Raw genomic sequence first — 15,034 nt, 5'->3', positions numbered from 1 at the left:
AATCAATGACAACGCTCTGAATCCTGCATCTTGAAGTCACTTGGGTATAGCTCATATAGGGAATGCATCAGTCAAAAAAATGGCCCAAACTCGTCCTTATTTTGGGCCTAGGGGAAACGGCTCCTTTATAGAGCCTGCGCTAAACTTTTTGACCAACACATATTGTCGGTTAAACATAGAGAGAAATGCCGTTTCAAAGCGATGCTTTGATACATTCAGTTTAGTACAGGGCACTCGGATCGCTAGTGAACCCAGTTCCAATCATGCTTTAGAACCAAAAAGCCATCGTAAATACGATGGCTTTTCATTTATTTATAGTATTTCACTTTGCTACTAAAATAAGTTCTTATCTCGCACTAATTCACGTGGAAGACCATTTTTAACGCGGTTACTTACCCATTTCCCAAGACCAATAATCGCGCCTTCGTACTTCACGAGCACTTCGCCTTTACCCGTTTTCATATCTGTTGGAATGTTTTGCGGGCGAACATCGCGACCCATGTACCATTCTCGAGCTTCTTCAATCGTTAACTCAATTGCGTTTTTCTCGTTACCAGTTGCTAGGGCAGTTGCCACTTGATGTTGCCAGCGGTAACCGTTTTTGTGCGCTTCGGCGATTTTAATGCCCATACGCGAAAAGCGTAATTCGCCAATCATAGGTTCTAGCGCGTCAGGGAAAAGCCAAACGTCTTTATCGCGGATCCAAACCGTGCTGTCATCTGGTAGTTCGATGCCCATCGTGTTTTGTAACTGCTTAGCGATTTCTGCTGATTCTTTGTTAGACGCTTTTACAAATGGGAATTTACCCATACGTTTTTTTACTTGTGGCGCTTCTACTGCTGTAAGCTTACGAATTCGAGCTACGAAGAAGCCTTCACAGTCATAAACCTGAGGGAAGATATGTAAGAAGCCTTCTTCTGTTAGCGCCGCTTCTGCATTTTCAAACAGATCTTTTAAGCTCTCGAACTGAACTGCGTCACCAAAAGTTTCTTTAAGGTGATGGCAAACCTGTTGGTTCTCTTCGGTACTCAACGTACAGGTTGAATAAACCATCACGCCACCTGGCTTAAGAGCGTGGAAAGCACTTTCAATCAGATCTTTTTGTGTGTCTGCAATTTCAATCACCGACGCTTGCGTCCAGTTCTTCATTGCGTCTTCATCTTTTCGAACCGTACCTTCACCAGAACATGGCGCATCCAATAGAACCGCGTCAAATTGTTCTGGGAGCCAGCCACCAAACACACGACCATCGAAGTTACTTAGCGCCGCATTTCGCACACCACAACGCTCAATGTTGGCATGAAGTACTTTTACACGACTCGCGGCGTATTCATTCGCGACCAAAACGCCTTCGTTGTTCATCAACGCAGCAATTTGCGTTGTTTTAGAACCAGGGGCAGCTGCGGTATCGAGAACCGCGTCGTAGGATTCATCATCCATGAACAGGGCAGAGACAGGCATCATTGAGCTTGCTTCTTGAATATAAAATAGCCCTGACATGTGCTCAGCAGTGTTACCTAGTGGGACAACCGATTCATCCGCTTCGATCCAAAAACCCGTATCACACCAAGGAACCGGAGAAAGCGTCCAGCCTTTTGATTCTGCACGCTCCAAAAACGTTTCTACGCTGATCTTCAACGTATTAACACGAATACTTTTGCGTAATGGCTTTTGGCACGACGCGATAAAGTCTTCCATGTTGAGGTGAGCAGGGAGAATAGTTTGGATTTTTTCCAGAAAAGCTTCTGGGATGTAAACGTTAGAATGCAAAGTGAAGTCTCGATTGCAGAATTTGCCGCAAATAATATACGAAAGCGGATCAGAAACGAATAGCCAGCAAGGTTTGAGCAATAAAAAAGAGCAGCAATTGCTGCTCTTTACGTCGATAATTTTCTCTAAAAGCACTATGGTTTTGGAATAGCAGTGCGCCACTGAGTCCAACTCTCTTCTGCTTGAGGGTATAAGTAGAAAGATTGCCCTTGTTTTGCCGCTGGTGGAATTTGTGATTGCTCAGGGGTTGAGAAAGCAATGCCGCCACGAACTAAGCTGTCAAATGTACCTGCTTTGATGTTTGCGCCTCCTAGGCCAATAGAGACATCTACGCCTGAGACATTCCAGAACACACTGTTTTGACGAACAAGATATGCATATGCGGGCTTTATCTCGATTTTTGTTACCACTCGATCAGCAAACTCACCCAAGCTGACACTCGTTACACTGCCTACTTCCATTTGTCGATATAGGATAGGGGTTCCAACTTGAACTGAACCACGTTGCTCACTTTGCAGTGTGAATGACACTCCTTGTTGTGCTTGCTGGCTTTTCGCTAAATCAAACTTGAATTTCGCGGCGCCATTACCAGGTTCAACACTGATGGATTTTGATACTAACGCGCCTAAGTTCTTCACGCCACCCAGCCCAATTTCAGGTTCTGTTAGCCAGAAGTGTGACCCGGTAACGGCGATATTGTCGACATATTCAGGAAGAATGCGCGCGGTGACTTCCACCATTTCACGACGAAAGTTTGGAACGACTAGAGTAACTTCACCGACCTTAACACCTTGATATTTAATTGGCATACCTTTGGTTACTTCTTGGCTGCCATCGGTTTCTAACGCGATAACTCGACCAAACTTACGTGCTTGGTTCTGATCGTTGTATAGCTTCCAACGTTGACCCACTTTATTCTCAATGCCCGGAATGGAGTCAAAAGCAATACCACCTTTGATCAACGTTTTAAGAGGGTGAGCTTTGACGGTGATACCAGCAAGAGAGGCATCAATCTCTACACCAGAACGGTTCCAAAATACCGTCTGTTCACTGAGTAAGTGCGCGTATCGATTTTCAATGGTTGCTTTGACGATCACGCCACCATCGACCAGATTGAAATCAGATACGCTGCCAACTGGCAAATTGCGGTAGAGCAGAGGGCTACCTTTAGAAATCGGTGGTAACTCAGATGCAAAGAGAGTCAGCGTCTTAGAGCCAGATTGATTGTACTGTGCAAGCTCCGCTAGAGAAGCGCTCTGGAACAATTGGTATTCTTTCTGGATTTGTTCTTGTCCTTGGCTAACGAAGCTGATTGAACCAGTGAGAAGCTGCTTAGCTGGAGGTACTGTGACACTCAATCCTGACTCTGTAAGTTCTGCAGAAGCACTGCCTGTCACGTAGAAACGGTTGTTCGATTTTATTAGATGCTTGTACTCATTGTCGATAAGGACATCCATGAACACTTCATGCTTTGCCGCTTGCGCTTGTTTTTCATCAAGCAAACCGACTTTAATGATCGAGCCAACGACAATGCCTTTGTAAAGTACGTTTGCACCGCTGTCTAAGCCAAAGGAGTTGTCAGAAACGAGGCGAATTGCAATCGACTTCTGCTGTTGCTGATTAAATACATTCTGGCGAATGGCAGTAAATCGTCGAGATCTTTCACCTTCACCCGGGACGATGGTTAAAAAGTTTCCGCGGACAAGGTTTGCGATATTCTCAACACCAGAAAGGGAAACTTTTGCTTCTTCAAGAACAAAACGTGTGCCAGAAGTCAACATGTCACTGAAAGCAGGTTGGATTGCAGCAGACGCTAAAATCACTTCACGACCTTCAGATAGGCTTAAATCGGTGATTTGTCCTACTTCAATCCCGCGGTACATGATAGGCGCGCCTTCGCCGCTAATTTTGTTGTCATCAGGAAGCGCGATTTTGATTGGAATACCGCGCCCCGCAGTTTTAAGGTCTTTATAAAGACGGAACTCGGTATTCTCTTCAACGGGTTCGCCATCATCTGGCGAGTCAACAGCAATAGCGCCACCAAGTAGGGCGCTCATACTTTCTAGACGAACATCAACACCTTCAAAACCGATGCTTGCACCAATTCCACTTACGTTCCAAAAACGGCTGCGGCTATTAATCAGGTGCTGATACTGCTCTTGTATATTGGCTTGAATGGTTATGGACTTCGCATCATCATTCAGTTGATAGCTGAACACTTCACCAATCGGAATCTTTTTGTAGACGATTTGCGAGCCAATAGAAACGCCGCCCAAGTCTCGGCTTTTCAACTTAATGTTCAGACCTTGAGTGACTCGTAAGTCGGTAGGAGCCGATTCCAAAGCATGAAAAGTGGTTTCAAACTGTTCACCATCACCTGGCTGGATAGAAATGTAGTTACCAGAAACCAACGCATCAAGACCAGACACGCCGGTTAAACTTGCTGTTGGTTTTACTAACCAGAAACGCGTTTTATCGTTCAGCAGTTTCGTCGCTTCAGGGTAGATATCAGCGTCGACATAAATGCTGCCTAAATCTTCAGACAGGTTAATGTCGCGCACCATTCCCACTTCTAAACCTTGATAGCGGATAGTGGTTCGTCCAGCGACCAAACCCGCAGCATCGGAAAAATAGATTTGTACACGCTGTCCTGCGTCATGAATTGATTTCACAACAAGCCAGCCAGCTAAGACCATAGTCAAAATCGGCAACAACCAAAGGGGAGAAATACCTTTACTCCTCTTTACATCTGGCACATATGACGTTTGAGAACTGTTCTGATCACTCATTAATTGACTCTTTTTCTGATTGTGTTGGGGCTTGGTCCCAAATAAGCCTTGGGTCAATGCTCTCCGCCGCAAGCATTGTTAAAACGACCACCAGACCAAACGCAACAGCGCCATAACCCGGTGTGAAGTCGAGAATTTGTCCACGATCGACCAACGTCATCATGATAGAAATAACAAACAAATCCATCACTGACCATTTGCCGATCCATTTTACTGCAAAGTAAACCATCATTCGTTGTCTTCTAAACACCGAACGTTTGAATTTGATACATAACAAGATGTAAGTCAGGCCGAGAATCTTAGCCACAGGAACGACGATACTGGCAACAAAAATGATAACCGCGATTCCGTACATACCGTTTTTAACTAAGCCTGCCACGCCTGAAAAAATAGTGTCTTCCAAGCGCTTACCGTTTGTCAGCAAAATTGAAATCGGAATCAAGTTGGCAGGGAAGATCGCAATCGTCGCTGCAATTAAATATGCCCACGTTTTTTGGATAGAATTTGGTTTACGGTGGTATAGCGCGTGATGGCAACGATGGCAGTTTTCGCCTTCAGGTTGCGATAAGTGGCACTCGTGACAATGCACATCTTTGTGTTCGAAGTCGTAACTGTTTTCAGGTTGCCATGCTTCCCAATAACGACGAACACTAATGCGAGAGATCAACAGAACCGTAAAAACTTGTAATAGAACAAGACCAATTAAGCCCGGTCCAACAAAAATATCGGAGTAATCTTGCAGCTTAAAACAAGAGATTGCGATGCTCACAAGGAACACATCCAACATTACCCAATGTTTTAGGTGTTGGATTAACCATAATGAAACGCGAAGCCCTTTAAACCAACGTTTATGCAACGACCAATGTGCCGTTACGACAGAACTGCACACAATAAGTGGGGCAAGAGAACTACAAAAAAGAATGAGGATAGAAAGGAGGACGAAGCCCTCTTGAAATAACGTTATCATTCCAGATGGCAGTGTCGCCGGAATCATCACACCGAATAACCGAATACTGATGAAGTTAAAAAAGTGCGAAGGTATAAAAAGTAGAATACAAGTAACAGCGATAGCGAGATTACCAGATAGGCTAGGACTACCACCACGATAGAGCTGAGTACCACAACGTGGACAATGTGCATTTTTGCCATTAGGTAGATCGACGATATCGACAGGCAATTCGCAACCTTGGCACAAGCGGACGCTATTCGGTTGCATGGCGTGTTTAGACAGAGAGGTCACAACGACCTCTCTAAACTGAATGGTTTAAGCGTGGGACTGAATGCCACCATATAAGGTTTGATATAAGCCTTCTTGCTCAACGAGCTCACCATGGGTACCTGTTTGCGTCACTCTTCCATCTTCAAGCACATAAATCAAATCTGCTTGCTTCACCGCCGATAAGCGATGGGCGACAATAAGAGTCGTTCGACCGCGTAAGAATTCCGTTAACGCCTTATGCAAAGCCGCTTCAGTTGCGGTGTCCAGTGCTGACGTTGCTTCGTCTAGGATAACAAATTGTGGGTTGCTCAGCACCATACGTGCAATCGCTAAGCGTTGACGCTGACCGCCGGATAGGCGAATACCATTACGACCAATTTGAGTATCCAATCCGTGGTTAAGTTGCGAAATCACGTTCTGAAGCTGAGCGACTTCTAGTGCTCGCCATAATGACATTTCATCAAAGTCACCACCAAGGGTCAGATTATGCCTTAAGGTGTCATTAAATAGTATAGGTTGTTGTAAAACCACGGCAATTTTGTCGCGTATTACTTCAAAGCTGATGTCTTCCGTTAACTCATCATTAAAACGGATAGAACCAGAATTCTGACGGTAAACGCCGATCAATAATTGAATCAAGGTTGATTTACCACCACCACTCGCACCCACAAGCGCCACTTTCTTACCAGCAGGAATGTGCAACGAGAGATCATCCAACACCTTGTTTTCATTGTTGTATGAAAAATCAACATGTTCAATTTTTACATCAACCTCTCGATTTTCTTTGAAAGGATTTACTTTCGAAACAGGTCTATGTTCTTCTTCCAATTCGAGTAGATCATTAATTCGCTTAAGTGCCGCTTTTGCGCTGTACCAAGAGAATTGGATACCCAATAGTTCTTGAACAGGAGACAACATAAACCAAAGGTAACCAAACACCGCGAAAATTTGACCAATGGTAAGGTCACTGAACATTACCATTAGCATTGCAACCGCACGGAACAACTCGAAACCGATTAAAAACAGAAGGAAAGAGACACGTCCCGCAGCCTCTGATTGCCATGCGTACTTGTCAGCATCGATACGAACTTGGTCAGCGCTACCTTTTAATTGCTGGAGAAACTCTCGCTCTTTATTAGCCGCTCGTAGTTGATAAATGCCGTCAAGAGTTTCGACTAAGCGGTTCTGGAAAATCTCAAATGAATGGTTTTCTTTGCGCTTAAGGTGCTTAACCATACTTCCCAGCTTACGTGAGAAGTAAATGACAATAGGGTTGACGAGAAGAATAAACAGACCCAGACGCCAATCGAGCCAAAGTAGCACGATGGCTGTACCAATCACCGTCAGTAGGCTGATAACAAATTTAGCTAATGTAGAACCAATAAATTTATCAATGGTCTCAATGTCGGTGATAAGGTGAGCGTTGATGCCACCACTGCCTTTTGTTTCGTACTGTCGAATGCTAATACGACCAAGCTTGTCGATCATTTTACTTCGCATTTCAAAGGTGATTGTCTTTGAAACCAAGGTAAATTGTCGGCTTTGAAGAATATTAAACCCTTGGCTTGCTGCCCTCATCAGCACAACCAAGAACAGAGTAAAGAAGATATAACCCGTAGGTGTGTGCCACGCTTCAGGTAAAACCGCGTTCATTGCTGCTAAGCCCGATGCCGGTTTGTCCAATAAGACTTCATCCACCATGAGAGGCATAAGAAGAGGGATTGGAACACTAATCAAGGTCGCAAGTACAGCTATCAAGTTCGCTAGAATCAGCTTGGACTTGTGCTTTTTCACTTGTGTTATCAACCAAGAACGGCTAATAGTGTCGTTTTTCGGATTCATTGTAATTGAGAATAAGTCCTATTAAAAAGTAGGGCTGCATTTTAGCGCCATACCAACAGAATGGAAGCCTAAATAAAAAGTAGGAAGTTAATATGAACATAGAACAATACCAAAGACTTACCAAGCAAGCAGTTGCGCTTATCGAATCAGAGAAAGACTACATCGCAAACCTTGCCAACATCAGCTCTCTTCTATTTATGGAACTTGAAGACCTGAATTGGGCGGGTTTTTACCTAACGAAAGGTGATGAGTTGGTGCTCGGCCCTTTCCAAGGTAAGCCTGCTTGTGTTCGTATCCCAATGGGACGAGGCGTCTGTGGTACTGCTGCACAAACTAACAGCGTACAAAGAGTATACGATGTGCATGCATTTGAAGGTCACATTGCTTGTGATGCAGCAAGTAATTCAGAAATTGTTATTCCTTTTACTATCAATGGGGAAGTGGCTGGCGTGTTGGATATTGATAGTCCAAATATCGGTCGATTCAATGAAATCGATGAAGAAGGCCTCACTCATTTTATGGCTGAAGTAGAAAAGCTGCTTAATTCGCACGCTAACGACGCATAAATTCGCCCTCGAGTGTGGTTTTTCCTTGGCATGTCACTATAATACGAGAATATTTTTTCTTAATGCTTCGCGGAAATCCGCTCAAACCAGGAACCCTCATGACTGAAAAGTTAAAAAACAGCAAAGAAGTTATCGCATACATTGCTGAATGTTTCCCTAAGTGCTTTACTTTAGAAGGTGAAGCAAAGCCTCTGAAAATTGGTATTTTTCAAGATCTTGCGGAACGTCTAAATGAAGACGAAAAAGTAAGCAAAACTCAGCTTCGTGCAGCGTTAAGACAGTACACTTCATCATGGCGTTACCTACACGGCGTAAAACCAGGTGCAGTACGTGTTGATCTAGATGGCAACCCATGTGGTGAGCTAGAAGAAGAACACGTAGAACACGCTAAAGCGACACTTGCTGAAAGCAAAGCGAAAGTTCAGGCTCGTCGTAAAGAGCAAGCTCAAAAAGCTCGCGAAGAGGGTAAGGCGAAAGCGAAACCTGCGGCTAAAAAGCCACAACAGCCTCGTCGTGCTAACAAACCAAAAGTACAAAAAGAAAGTAAGCCTGTAGAAACACGCGCGCTAAACGCTGATGAAATCACAATCGGCAACGAAGTTAACGTGAACATGGGCAAAGGAAACATGGCAGCGACCATTGTTGAAGTCAATAAGGATGATGTACGTGTTCAACTTGCTAACGGCCTACAAATGGTTGTGAAAGCGGAGCACTTGCGCGCATAAGGGAGATACTCCTACGCATGAATTGCCGTTCAAAAGTGACACTGATTGCTGCTAGCTTCTGGCTAGCAGCATCAGCTCAGGCTCTAGAAGCCAAACTAAACAAAGATGATTTGCCGGTTCTTGCACCTGAAGTTCAGCATGAAACAGCCAGCAAACGAGTAACTTCTCGATTTACCCGCTCTCATTATAAGCATTTCAATCTAAACGATGATTTCTCCAAAGCGATCTTTGAGCGCTACGTAGAAATGCTTGATTACAATAGAAATATTTTTACTCAAGCCGATATCGACTCTTTCAAAGATTGGTCCGTCAGCCTTGATGATCAGCTTAAAGCTGGTAATAACAAGATTGCATTTGATGTTTATAATCTTTCGATGCAGAAGCGTTTTGATCGTTTTGCCTACGCATTGACTCTACTCGATAAAGAAATCAAGTTTAATACTGATGAGTTTATTGAACTGGATCGTTCTGAAGCCGCATGGCCCAAGGATGAAGCTGAGTTAAATGAATTATGGCGAAAACGCGTTAAGTACGATGCTCTTAACCTTAAAATGACTGGTAAAGAATGGCCAGAAATCAAAGAGGTTCTAGCGAAACGTTACAACAACGCGATGAAACGCATCACGCAAACTCGCAATGAAGACGCTTTCCAACTTTACATGAATGCATTCGCTCGTGAAGTTGATCCACATACTAGCTACCTATCTCCACGAAACGCGGAACAGTTCCAATCAGAGATGAATCTGTCTCTTGAAGGTATTGGGGCTGTGCTTCAAATGACCGACGACTATACAGTGATTCGTTCATTAGTTGCCGGCGGTCCAGCATCTAAGAGTAAACAGCTAGGTGAGGGCGACCGCATTATCGGTGTTGGTCAAGATGGCGAAGAAGTTGTCGATGTGATCGGTTGGCGTCTTGATGATGTCGTTCAACTAATCAAAGGTCCTAAAGGAACCAAAGTTAACCTACAAGTCTTGCCAGAAGGTAAAGATGCGAAGAGTTACGTTGTCACTATTGTGCGTGATAAAGTTCGTTTAGAAGACCGTGCGGTTAAGTCTGAAATCATCGAGAAAGACGGTAAGAAGATTGGGGTTCTTGAGGTTCCTAGTTTTTACGTTGGTCTTTCAAAAGATACCGATAAACTGCTATCTGAATTGAAGGCGAAAAACGTCGACGGTGTTATCGTTGATCTACGCAACAACGGCGGTGGTGCGCTGACTGAAGCAACGGCATTAACAGGGCTCTTCATTAAAGAAGGTCCAGTTGTTCAGGTTCGCGATAGCTATGGTCGCATCAAAGTAAATGCAGATACCGATGGGCAAGTGAGTTACGATGGTCCACTAACCGTGTTGATCAATCGCTACAGTGCTTCAGCGTCTGAAATCTTTGCGGCAGCAATGCAGGATTACAACCGTGCGATTATTCTTGGTGAAAACTCTTTCGGTAAGGGTACCGTTCAACAACACCGCTCATTGAATCATATCTACGATCTTTTCGACAAAGAACTTGGCTACGTACAATACACGATTCAAAAGTTCTACCGCATCGATGGTGGCAGTACTCAGAACCGTGGTGTTGCACCAGACATCGCTTACCCAACTCCAGTTGAGCCAAGCGAAACAGGTGAGAGTGTTGAAGACAACGCATTACCTTGGGATAGCATTGATAAAGCAAAGTATCAGACATTCCCAAGCAACGACGCGCTTGTTACCAAACTAACTGAGCTTCACAATAAACGTATTGCTGATGAGATGGAATTCCGTTTCATCAAAGAAGATATTGAGAAGTACCGTAAAGAGAAAGACGATAATTTGTTGTCTCTTAACGAGAAAGTGCGCGAAGACGAATCAGATAAAGCCGAGGCTCTACGCTTAGAGCGCATCAATGAACGTCAAGCAGCAATGGGTAAAAAACCATTCAAAACGCTTGATGATGTGCCAAAAGATTACGAAGCGCCAGACGTTTATCTAGATGAATCAGTTGCTGTTATGGTTGATATGCTGAAAGGCTAAAAATTCAGTCAAAACGACTAATAATTCTCTATATAAAGAGCGAGTCATAGCGACTCGCTCTTTTTTTATGCGTTTATAAAGCGGCGTTTCTATAAAAATAGGTTGTTCCTGCGCTTAATTTGCACTAACAATTTACGTGATGTAGATCAAATATTTCGCGAAAATGAGATCTAGAGCCTAAGCTAAAAGAAAACGATAAGGATACCGTTATGAAATGGTTCATTATTTTACTTAGCTTTTGCTGCTTTAGTGTTTCTAGCGCGGAGACCAACAAGGAAGACGAACTTAGTCACTTTGACACTCCATTCTTGATAGGAGATTGGTATTTGATGAATCCAAACCCTGATGATTCTTCAGAAAACTTTAGAGCGATAAAACTCACCCTTGGCTCGGACTACACGTTCTCTATCGACATTCAGAAAAAAGATTACTCAATCGACCATTGGGAAGGACTCTATAACGCCAATGAGGACACCATCGTCCTTGGGTTGAATACTGATGAAGCGCAAATTTATGCATATCGTAATAACCACAACACTCTAGACTTGAATGGTGTAACCTTCACTAAGGGGTTGTCGAATGCACTTGCAGGTATTTGGTCAAGCTCTCAAGTTGGAGGGGATGGCATGCTTGCAAATAACATCAACCAAATGGACTTGATTCTTCAACCAGACTTTGTATTTATGTTTAGAGTGTCAAATGAAGAAGGTGAAGAGGCAGTGAAACAAGGCGTGTTTTACACAGAAGGTGAGCATCTAGTTCTTTTGTACGAGAACGGAGAGCACGGAACCCGCTATACATTGAACCAAAACGAGCTGACGATTCAAGATTCTAACGGTGATATGTACGCGGTACTTAATCGAGTAACACCATAAATGATTCATCACCATTATTTCACGCAGGGTTATTAATAGTGAAATATTCTGATGTTGATTAAATGTTAAACAGAAAGCGGAGCTAAGACACTAAAAGCTCCGTTTTTTTATAGAAAGACTTGTATTCTGATACCACAACCCCTACAAATAGCTTATATCGTGATACCAGTAAGAGGTGTTTGAGCCTCTAGTCCTGGTATTTTTGTGGTTCTATATACAAGGATTTATGGACATGTCTCAAGCTCCCCAAGCGAAATATCGCAAAGATTATAAAGCGCCATCTCATACAATTACCGATATTGATTTGACGTTTGATCTTTATGACAACGACACGATCGTTACAGCAGTATCAAAAGTAGTTCAAAAGGGTGAATTAACCACATTAGAACTCGATGGTGAAGGGCTAGAGCTACGCTCTGTAAAAGTGAACGGTGAAGACTGGTCTCATCATGAAGTCAAAGAAGCCTCTTTAGTTCTTACCGATCTGCCAGCAGAATTTGATTTAGAAATCGTTACTAAGATCGATCCGGAAGCAAACACCGCACTTGAAGGTCTTTACAAATCAGGTGGTGCGTTCTGTACACAGTGTGAAGCAGAAGGCTTTCGCCGCATTACTTACTACCTAGACCGCCCAGACGTTCTCGCGAAATACACAACAAAAGTGATCGCAGACAAAGCCGTGTATCCATTTCTATTAAGCAATGGTAACCGGGTAGCTGAAGGTGAGGCAGAAAATGGTCGTCATTGGGTTCAATGGCAGGACCCACATCCAAAACCTGCTTACTTGTTCGCTTTGGTTGCCGGTGACTTTGATGTACTACGTGATAAATACACAACCACATCAGGTCGTGAAGTAGACCTAGAAATCTTTGTCGACAAAGGCAACCTCGATCGCGCGGGTCACGCAATGACTTCGCTGATCAACTCAATGAAGTGGGACGAAGATCGCTTTGGTCTTGAGTACGATCTTGATATCTACATGATCGTTGCGGTTGATTTTTTCAACATGGGTGCAATGGAAAACAAAGGTTTAAACATCTTCAACTCGAAGTTTGTGCTTGCGAATGAAAAAACCGCGACTGACCGCGAATACCTTGGCATTGAAGCGGTAATCGGTCATGAATACTTCCACAACTGGACGGGTAACCGCGTGACTTGTCGCGATTGGTTCCAACTGAGCTTAAAAGAAGGTCTAACGGTATTCCGTGACCAAGAGTTTTCGTCCGATCTTGGTTCACGCGCAGTAAACCGCATCGACAACGTTCGCATTATCCGTGGTCCTCAGTTTGCGGAAGACTCAAGCCCAATGTCACACCCAATTCGCCCAGATAAAGTTATTGAAATGAATAACTTCTACACGCTAACCGTGTACGAAAAAGGCAGCGAAGTGATCCGCATGTACCACACGTTACTTGGCGAAGAAGGCTTCCAAAAAGGCATGAAGCTTTACTTCGAACGTCATGATGGCACAGCGGCAACGTGTGAAGATTTTGTTTCTGCAATGGAAGACGCAACGGGCGTTGATCTTAAACAATTCCGCTTATGGTATAGCCAATCGGGTACACCAACACTTCGCGTAAACAGCGAATATAACGCTGAAGCAAAAACTTACGCGTTAACGGTTGAGCAATTTACTGAAGCAACGCACGACCAAGCAGAAAAACAAGCGCTACATATTCCATTCGATATTGAACTATACGCACAAAATGGTGATGTGATTCCACTGGTTATCAACGGTGAATCCGTACACAACGTTTTGGACGTGAAGCAAGACAAGCAGACTTTCGTATTCGAAAACGTTGCAGAACAACCAGTACCATCATTGCTTCGTGAGTTCTCTGCACCGGTTAAATTGGAATACGATTACAGCGATGATGAACTGATTTTCTTGATGAAGCACGCAACGAACGATTTTGCTCGTTGGGATGCAAGCCAAATGCTGCTAGCGAAATACATTCGTCAAAACGTAACTAACGTTCAAGCGGGTGGTGAGGTTAAGCTATCAGAAGACTTAATCGATGCATTCCGTGGTGTGTTACTTGATGCAAACCTTGAACCTGCGTTTATTGCTCAAGTGCTTTCTCTGCCTTCCATCAACGAAATCACTGGTTGGTACAAGCAGATTGATATCGATGCGGTAGATACGGTACTGAATGGCATTACAGTGTCACTTTCTAAAGAACTAGAAGATGAACTGAGTGCTACTTATCACGCATTGAACCAAACAGAATACAGCATTGACCATGCAGCGATTGGCAAACGCGCTCTGCGCAACCAGTGCTTGCAGTTCTTGGCTTACACTGAAAAGGGTAACGAGCTAGCAAAAGCGCAGTATGAATCATCAAACAATATGACCGACACAATTGCGGCGATGAGTGCAGCGAACAGTGCACAACTTGAATGTCGTGAAGCGTTAATGGCGGATTACAGCGACAAGTGGAAGCACGATGGTCTGGTTATGGACAAATGGTTTGTTCTTCAGGGCAGCAACCCGATTGAGAACGCACTTGAGAAAGTAAAAGAAACCATGAGCCACGAAGCGTTTAGCTTGAAGAACCCGAACCGCACGCGCAGTTTGATTGGTTCGTTCTTGAACGCAAACCCAGTACGCTTCCATGATAAATCTGGTTCTGGCTACCAATTTGCTGGTGAGATCCTTCGTCACTTGAACGATAGTAACCCACAAGTGGCGTCCCGCATGATCGATCCTCTATTGAAATTCCGTAAATACGATGAAGGTCGTCAAGCGCTTATTCGTGCAGAGCTTGAAAAGCTTAAAGCGATGGACAATCTAGCGAAAGACTTATTCGAAAAAGTGACTAAAGCACTAGACGAATAATCGACAAAAGAATAGGGTGGTCATTACGATCACCCTAGTTTTTTGTTCTGACAACAATCCATTTTCATGAACCAGTATTACTTCTCTCTCAACATCTCTTATCAAACATTTCTTTCACACTACTCTGGTGCCGCAAGTTCTGTACAAGTCATTACTGACAATGGTTTGAGGGTGCAACTAGATGCATCAAAATTTCGACCGTTTCTTAGTCAATTAGGCATTAGAGGTCGTTTTAGACTCACAACTGACCAAAATAATAAGTTTCTAAAGTTAGAAACTCTGTGATGCCTGATATTCCTAGTGAGTTAAACAGGAATCTTAGTCACATAATCAAACATTTCACCTCCTACCACTGCGAATTTTTGTTAAACATTTGTAATTATGCTTTTACAATAAG

At 43.6% G+C, this 15,034-nt stretch carries 10 protein-coding genes; 6 read left to right on the top strand and 4 right to left on the bottom strand.

What is annotated here, in order from left to right:
• Nucleotides 1-333 precede the first annotated feature (333 nt).
• The 4 genes from rsmF to VHA02S_RS20865 all read right to left on the bottom strand — a co-directional run bounded on the left by rsmF (nucleotide 334) and on the right by VHA02S_RS20865 (nucleotide 7,620).
• Nucleotides 334-1,770, bottom strand: coding sequence for a 16S rRNA (cytosine(1407)-C(5))-methyltransferase RsmF (rsmF, locus tag VHA02S_RS20880; protein WP_038898057.1), 1,437 nt, complete (start codon nucleotides 1,768-1,770; stop codon nucleotides 334-336).
• Between the two features lie 134 nt (nucleotides 1,771-1,904).
• A complete protein-coding gene (locus VHA02S_RS20875) occupies nucleotides 1,905-4,559 on the bottom strand; it encodes an MlaD family protein (RefSeq protein ID WP_038898058.1) in 2,655 nt (884 codons plus the stop codon).
• Nucleotides 4,552-5,799 (bottom strand): paraquat-inducible protein A, encoded by a 1,248-nt coding sequence (locus VHA02S_RS20870; protein WP_026000329.1) that lies wholly within the window; start codon nucleotides 5,797-5,799, stop codon nucleotides 4,552-4,554. The genes VHA02S_RS20875 and VHA02S_RS20870 overlap by 8 nt, the downstream gene beginning before the upstream one ends.
• A 24-nt stretch (nucleotides 5,800-5,823) precedes the next feature.
• On the bottom strand, nucleotides 5,824-7,620 hold the full coding sequence (locus VHA02S_RS20865; protein ID WP_038898059.1) for an ABC transporter ATP-binding protein: 1,797 nt from the start codon (nucleotides 7,618-7,620) through the stop codon (nucleotides 5,824-5,826).
• A gap of 92 nt (nucleotides 7,621-7,712) precedes the next feature.
• Between VHA02S_RS20865 and msrC the strand changes: the two genes are divergently transcribed.
• The 6 genes from msrC to VHA02S_RS25535 all read left to right on the top strand — a co-directional run bounded on the left by msrC (nucleotide 7,713) and on the right by VHA02S_RS25535 (nucleotide 14,922).
• A complete protein-coding gene (gene msrC / locus VHA02S_RS20860; RefSeq protein ID WP_005446801.1) occupies nucleotides 7,713-8,186 on the top strand; it encodes a free L-methionine (R)-S-oxide reductase MsrC in 474 nt (157 codons plus the stop codon).
• 98 nt (nucleotides 8,187-8,284) lie between these two features.
• The gene (gene proQ / locus VHA02S_RS20855; RefSeq protein WP_038898060.1) at nucleotides 8,285-8,911 is read left to right on the top strand and encodes an RNA chaperone ProQ; all 627 of its coding nucleotides are present in this window, start codon (nucleotides 8,285-8,287) and stop codon (nucleotides 8,909-8,911) included.
• A 17-nt stretch (nucleotides 8,912-8,928) separates the two neighbouring features.
• Nucleotides 8,929-10,923: a carboxy terminal-processing peptidase gene (gene prc / locus VHA02S_RS20850; protein ID WP_005446803.1), complete on the top strand. Its 1,995-nt coding sequence runs from the start codon at nucleotides 8,929-8,931 to the stop codon at nucleotides 10,921-10,923.
• A gap of 209 nt (nucleotides 10,924-11,132) precedes the next feature.
• A complete protein-coding gene (locus VHA02S_RS20845) occupies nucleotides 11,133-11,798 on the top strand; it encodes a hypothetical protein (RefSeq protein WP_038898061.1) in 666 nt (221 codons plus the stop codon).
• A gap of 232 nt (nucleotides 11,799-12,030) precedes the next feature.
• Nucleotides 12,031-14,637, top strand: a complete 2,607-nt coding sequence (gene pepN / locus VHA02S_RS20840) for an aminopeptidase N (protein WP_038898063.1) — start codon at nucleotides 12,031-12,033, stop codon at nucleotides 14,635-14,637.
• Between the two features lie 66 nt (nucleotides 14,638-14,703).
• The gene (locus VHA02S_RS25535; protein WP_005446806.1) at nucleotides 14,704-14,922 is read left to right on the top strand and encodes a DUF2835 domain-containing protein; all 219 of its coding nucleotides are present in this window, start codon (nucleotides 14,704-14,706) and stop codon (nucleotides 14,920-14,922) included.
• The last annotated feature ends 112 nt before the right edge of the window (nucleotides 14,923-15,034 follow it).

The sequence above is a fragment of the Vibrio harveyi NBRC 15634 = ATCC 14126 = KCTC 12724 genome (assembly GCF_001591145.1).
Lineage (GTDB): Bacteria > Pseudomonadota > Gammaproteobacteria > Enterobacterales > Vibrionaceae > Vibrio > Vibrio harveyi.
The sequence above is the reverse complement of the archived record's forward strand: the minus strand, read 5'-3'. Positions and strand labels throughout refer to the sequence as shown.

Excerpts from the sequence above, each read along its gene's own strand:
- VHA02S_RS20875 (WP_038898058.1), bottom strand. The coding sequence starts at position 4,559 with ATGAGTGATCAGAACAGTTCTCAAACGTCATATGTGCCAGATGTAAAG.
- VHA02S_RS20865 (WP_038898059.1), bottom strand. The coding sequence starts at position 7,620 with ATGAATCCGAAAAACGACACTATTAGCCGTTCTTGGTTGATAACACAA.
- proQ (WP_038898060.1), top strand. The coding sequence starts at position 8,285 with ATGACTGAAAAGTTAAAAAACAGCAAAGAAGTTATCGCATACATTGCT.
- prc (WP_005446803.1), top strand. The coding sequence starts at position 8,929 with ATGAATTGCCGTTCAAAAGTGACACTGATTGCTGCTAGCTTCTGGCTA.
- pepN (WP_038898063.1), top strand. The coding sequence starts at position 12,031 with ATGTCTCAAGCTCCCCAAGCGAAATATCGCAAAGATTATAAAGCGCCA.
- msrC (WP_005446801.1), top strand. The coding sequence starts at position 7,713 with ATGAACATAGAACAATACCAAAGACTTACCAAGCAAGCAGTTGCGCTT.
- VHA02S_RS20845 (WP_038898061.1), top strand. The coding sequence starts at position 11,133 with ATGAAATGGTTCATTATTTTACTTAGCTTTTGCTGCTTTAGTGTTTCT.
- VHA02S_RS25535 (WP_005446806.1), top strand. The coding sequence starts at position 14,704 with ATGAACCAGTATTACTTCTCTCTCAACATCTCTTATCAAACATTTCTT.